Source organism: Mesorhizobium sp. M7A.F.Ca.CA.002.09.1.1, from assembly GCF_003998555.1.
Taxonomy (GTDB): Bacteria; Pseudomonadota; Alphaproteobacteria; order Rhizobiales; family Rhizobiaceae; genus Mesorhizobium; species Mesorhizobium ciceri.
This window is the reverse complement of sequence record NZ_RZRR01000364.1, coordinates 1-5,202: the sequence shown is the minus strand read 5'-3', so window position 1 is coordinate 5,202 and position 5,202 is coordinate 1. Positions and strand designations below refer to the sequence as shown.

General features: G+C 60.6%; 4 protein-coding genes and 1 other RNA gene. 3 read left to right on the top strand and 2 right to left on the bottom strand.

The window, feature by feature from the left end; genetic code table 11:
• Together ssrA and EN994_RS16930 are read left to right on the top strand one after the other, a co-directional pair.
• Positions 1–332, top strand: a transfer-messenger RNA (tmRNA) gene (gene ssrA, locus EN994_RS16935); the annotation flags it as partial.
• Between the two features lie 86 nt (positions 333–418).
• The gene (locus EN994_RS16930; protein WP_199489657.1) at positions 419–970 is read left to right on the top strand and encodes an AAA family ATPase; all 552 of its coding nucleotides are present in this window, start codon (positions 419–421) and stop codon (positions 968–970) included.
• A gap of 64 nt (positions 971–1,034) precedes the next feature.
• On the opposite strand, the gene EN994_RS16925 is transcribed toward EN994_RS16930, so the two are convergent.
• Positions 1,035–2,819, bottom strand: a complete 1,785-nt coding sequence (locus tag EN994_RS16925) for an acetolactate synthase 3 large subunit (RefSeq protein ID WP_063168283.1) — start codon at positions 2,817–2,819, stop codon at positions 1,035–1,037.
• Between the two features lie 297 nt (positions 2,820–3,116).
• Positions 3,117–4,322: a multidrug effflux MFS transporter gene (locus EN994_RS16920; RefSeq protein WP_063168284.1), complete on the bottom strand. Its 1,206-nt coding sequence runs from the start codon at positions 4,320–4,322 to the stop codon at positions 3,117–3,119.
• 188 nt (positions 4,323–4,510) lie between these two features.
• Here EN994_RS16920 and EN994_RS16915 point away from each other — a divergent pair, with 188 nt between their 5' ends.
• Positions 4,511–5,200 carry a TetR/AcrR family transcriptional regulator gene (locus EN994_RS16915; RefSeq protein ID WP_013531017.1) on the top strand — a complete coding sequence of 230 codons (690 nt, stop codon included), beginning with the start codon at positions 4,511–4,513 and terminating at the stop codon, positions 5,198–5,200.
• The last annotated feature ends 2 nt before the right edge of the window (positions 5,201–5,202 follow it).

The window sequence follows — 5,202 nt, the reverse complement described above, 5'->3', positions numbered from 1 at the left end:
ATATTCGGTTTGTCGGCTTGACCGACTATGGCGATAAATGGGCGATGAAATAAGCCGTTCGGACCCGGGGGCGGTACCCGGCGCCTCCACCAAAAGCCGCTGTTGACGACAGAGCGGTTTTTGCTGGGGGCGAAATAGGATCGACGAAGGTGTAAAGATCGTACTTTTGCCCGGCATGGTACCACCGTCATCGGGCTAAACCTGTAGTTGCAAATGACAACTATGCGGAAGCACGTCTCGCCGCGTAAGCGGTGCGATAGCTTCAAATCAAGCCCTAGAGGTTCGCACTTCTAGGCGGGGTTCGGAGGTACCTGGCAACAGAAACCTCCACTTCTCCCCTCCTCGGATATCCAGCATGCGCGACGGCAGTTCCGCCGCGAACGCGCCCTGCCGCGTGCTCCCTCTCCATGGACAAAACATGCAAAACGATTCCGATCGCTTTTTTGTGCTGACCGGCGGTCCCGGCTCCGGCAAGACCACCTTGATCGAAGCCCTGCGCCGGGCAGGCTTTGCCGCCTCGGTCGAAGCCGGGCGTGGTATTATCCGCGACCAGTCCGCCATTGGCGGACCCGCTTTGCCCTGGCACGATCGCGCCCTGTTTGCCGAGTTGATGCTGTCATGGGAGATGCGCTCGTATCAAATTGCGCTAGAACAGACCGGGCGTCCTGTTTTTTTCGATCGAGGCGTTCCGGACACGCTCGGCTATCTCAGCCTGAGCGGCCTGCCGATACCCGAACACGCCCACGCTGCCGCAGAGCGCTTCCGCTATCATCGGCGCGTCTTCGTCGCCCCGCTTTGGCCGGAGATCTTCGCGCAGGACAAAGAGCGCAGGCATACGCTCGACGAGGCCGAGCGTACCCACCATGCGCTGGTCGGCGTCTATACGGAACTGGGCTATGAGATGGTTCCGTTGCCGCTGGCCCCCGTCGAGGCGCGGCTGCGCTTCGTGCTGGCGCAAACCGGGGTGTAGCCTTGAAGTCGGACGCAATCGAGCGGGATGCACTATTCAATTCGAATGCATCCCGCTCTGGGGTCTATACCAGTCCCTGGCCGATCTCATCGGTTGCACTGGCGAAGGTCTCGCCGGGCAAGAGCATCTCATTATGGGCTCTGCCCGTCCGGATCATCGGAAGGCAATTGGCGAGTTCGGCAACACGGCAGTCGAAGAGCACCGGCCGGTTTACATCGATCATTTCCTGAATCGCATCATCGAGGTCGGCCGGCTTCTCACAACGTATGCCGACCGCACCGAACGCTTCAGCCAGTTTGACGAAATCGGGCAAAGTTTCGGAATAGGAATGCGCCAGGCGGTTTCCGTGAAGCATTTGCTGCCACTGGCGAACCATGCCCATGTAAGAGTTGTTCAAGATGAATATCTTGATAGGCGCATTGTACTGAACCGCCGCCGACATCTCTTTCATCGTCATCTGGACAGATGCGTCGCCGGCAATATCGATGACAAGGCTTTCCGGGTGCGCGATCTGCACGCCCAATGCCGCCGGCAAGCCATAGCCCATCGTACCAAGGCCGCCCGACGTCATCCAGCGACGCGGCTTTTCGAAACCGTAGAACTGGGCCGCCCACATCTGATGCTGGCCAACTTCGGTCGTAATGTAGGTGTCGCGATCCTTCGTCAGCGCGTAGAGACGCTCGACCGCGTATTGCGGCATGATCACCTCGTTGCTCATTTCGTAAGAGAAGGAGTTGCGCCCGCGCCAGCGCGCGATCTGTTTCCACCATTCGTCGAGGCGTCTTCTGTCAGGGTTTTGCGGCAGCGCACGCCATGAGCGAACCAGGCTGTCCACCACCTTGCCGGCATCGCCCTGAATGCCGACGTCGGCACGGACGGTCTTGTTGATCGAGGACGGATCGATATCGACATGGATCTTCCTTGAGCTCGGTGAAAAAGCCTCCACGCGCGAAGTCACGCGATCGTCAAAGCGGGCGCCGATGCAGAGCATAACGTCGCACTCATGCATGGCCATGTTCGCTTCGTACGATCCGTGCAGGCCGACCATTTTCAGCCAGTTCTTGCCGGATGCCGGATATGCGCCAAGCCCCATGAGGGTCGAGGTGATCGGGAAATCAGTCAGTTCGACAAGCTCCCGCAGCAGTCTCGATGCCTCCATGCCGGAATTGACGATGCCACCGCCGGTATAAATGACTGGACGACGGGCATTGGCCATCAACTCTATCGCCTTGCCGATCTCGTTGATGTCGCTCTCCACCGTCGGCCGACAGCTCTTCAGTGCAGCAGCATCCGAGGGCGGCGTGTACACGCCGGTGGCAAACAGGACGTCCTTTGGCATGTCGACGAGGACAGGTCCCGGTCGTCCGGACTTGGCGATGTGAAAAGCCCTGTGGATCGTTGACGCCAGTTCGTTGACGTCCTTGACCAACGAATTGTGCTTGGTGCAGGGCCGCGTAATGCCGACCGTGTCGCATTCCTGAAAGGCATCGGAGCCGATCAGCGTTGTCGGCACCTGTCCTGTCAGGCAGACGATCGGCACCGAATCCATAAGCGCATCCTGCAGTGGCGTTACCGCATTTGTCGTGCCTGGACCGGATGTGACGAGCATGACGCCGACCTTGCCCGTAGACCGTGCATAGCCTTCGGCGGCATGGCCCGCACCTTGCTCATGGCGCACGAGGATATGCTTGATGTCATCCTGTTGGAATATCTCGTCGTAGATCGGCAGCAAGGCGGCGCCAGGATAGCCGAAGACATGCTCTACGCCATTGTCTCTGAGTGCATGGAGAACGATCTCCGCGCCTGTCATGCGCTTGCTCGCGGTTTGAATAGGGTTCTCGCCCGTCATGGTTCTGATCCGTGGTGTATTGCGTGATGAGGATGATTGACGGGGCATCGCCCGGATTTCGGGCATAAAAAAAGGCCCCGTCAGGAGCCTGTTTACCGCGCATGGGTGGCTATCGCCGGATGGTTACACCATCCTGCCCATGCGCTTTCCTACCACCACGAGAGCCGTTGCGATCATCATGACCATCGCTGCTACAGCCGAAACCGGGCGTCGTCAACGCCTTTCGGACGGAACTGTCCGCGCCCAATGGCAAAGAGGCCGGCATGAGCCGGCCCCTTCGTTCTCATCGAAAGTCTACTACTCGGCCGGCGCCTCGACGGCCTCGCGAGAGCGGCCGAGCGTGACCTTGGCCAGCGTGAAGGAAATCACCGCGCAGAGCGTGATGCCGGCCACCATCGGCAGCGGCGTACCGTCGAAGAACACGCCGGCAACACCCATGGCCAGTGCGCCGATGGCGAAATGCAGCGTGCCCATCAGCGCTGACGCCGTGCCGGCAATCTGGCCATGCTCTTCCATGGCCAGCACCGACGTGGTCGGAATGACCAGACCAAGGAAGCCGTAGCCGACGAACAGCAGCGCCGCCATCACGTCGAGCCGGTCGATGCCCGTCGCCATCACCGCGAACAGCACCACCATCGTCGTGGCATAGCCGGTCACCGCAACGCGCACCACGCGCCTCAGGCCGAAGCGCTCGGCCAGCAGCCCCGTCATCTGCGACATGCCGATGAAGGCGACCGCGTTGATCGAGAAGAACACGCTGTAGACCGAAGGCGACAGGCCGTAATGGTCGATCAGGATGAACGACGAGCTCGACAGATAGACGAAGAAGCTGGCAATGCCGAAGCCGGCAATCGCCGTGAGGCCGAGGAAGTTACGGTCGCCCATCAGGAAGCGGTAGGCCGACAGCGCGGTGCCGAAGGAGGACCCGGCGCGATCTTCCACCGGCCGCGTCTCCTTGAGCGAGGTCGCCAGAAGGATGGTGGCCAGCAGAGCCGCGCCCGTCACCGTCCAGAACACGGCACGCCAGCCGAAATTCTCGATGATCACGCTGCCGGTCAGCGGCGCCAGGATCGGCGACACCGAAAATACCAGCATCAGCAAGGACATCAGCTTGGCAGCCTCATTGCCGGTATGCAGGTCGCGCACGATGGCGCGCGGAACGGCCATGCCGGCGCTGGCGCCAAGCCCCTGCAGGAAGCGGAAAGCGATCAGCCATTCGATGGTCGGCGCCATTGCCGAACCGATGCCGCCGACCATGAACAGCGCAAGGCCGCCGTAGAGCGGCAGCTTGCGGCCGACCATGTCGGAGATCGGCCCGACGACGATCTGGCCAAAGCCCATCGACAGGAAGAAGATCAACAGGCTCATCTGCACGGCAGCGGTGCCGGCATGCAGATCGGCGCCGATCGACGGCAGCGCGGGCAGATACATGTCGATGGCGAACGGGCCGATGGCGGACAACAAGCCGAGCACGACCGCGATGCGGAGGAATTTGGGACTCATGATAGAGGCTTCTTTCAAATCTGGTTGCCGCCGCCAGGCGGCGTCTAACCTAGGACGTTCCATCCCGTGAGATTCCGACACATCGAGAGCGAGTTCTGTTCGTCTCTCTCATGCGAAATCTCTTAATCTTGTGTCCACAAATTTAGACACTCTTGTCTAAATCGTCAATCACCTCTATATAGTTTTTTATGAAGCTGCACGTTTCTCCTGACATTTTCCCGCCACGCGGTCATGAGGCCAAGCGCCTGTCGATCGTCGACTCCGCCGCCACCGTGTTTTGCCGCGAAGGTTTCGCCGGCGCCAATATCGACCTGATCGCCGCCGAAGCCGGCGTCTCGCGCCAGACCATCTACAACCATCACGGCGACAAGGAAAAACTGTTCGTCGCTGTGGTCCGTGATCTGACCGAACGTTGCAATGCCGGCATCTTCGCCACCATTGCCACCTTCCCCGATCAGCCGGGGGATCTCGAAGCCGACCTGATCGGCTTTGCGGTGCGTTTGAATCAGAATTGCATCTGCAACCGCGATGGAAAATTCCTGCGCAAGCTGATCCAGACCGAAGGCGAGCGCTATCCCGAACTGTTTGCCGAATGGCGCGAACAGGGACCGGGCAGGACATGGCCGGCAATCGCCGCCCGCTTCGCCCGCCTCGCCTATGGCGGCTATCTCACGATCGAGGACCCGGACGTGGCGGCACGCCAGTTCCTTGGCCTCGTCAATGCCGAACTGCAGACCACGTTCATGCTTGGCGGCTCGCCGCGCGAGGACGAGGTGCTGCAATCTGCGACCAATGGCGTGCGTACCTTCCTGCGCGCCTTCGGCAAGCGCCGCTCCGCGGCATCGTCCGAAAAGCAAAGCGCGCTCGCCAGCGCCTGAGC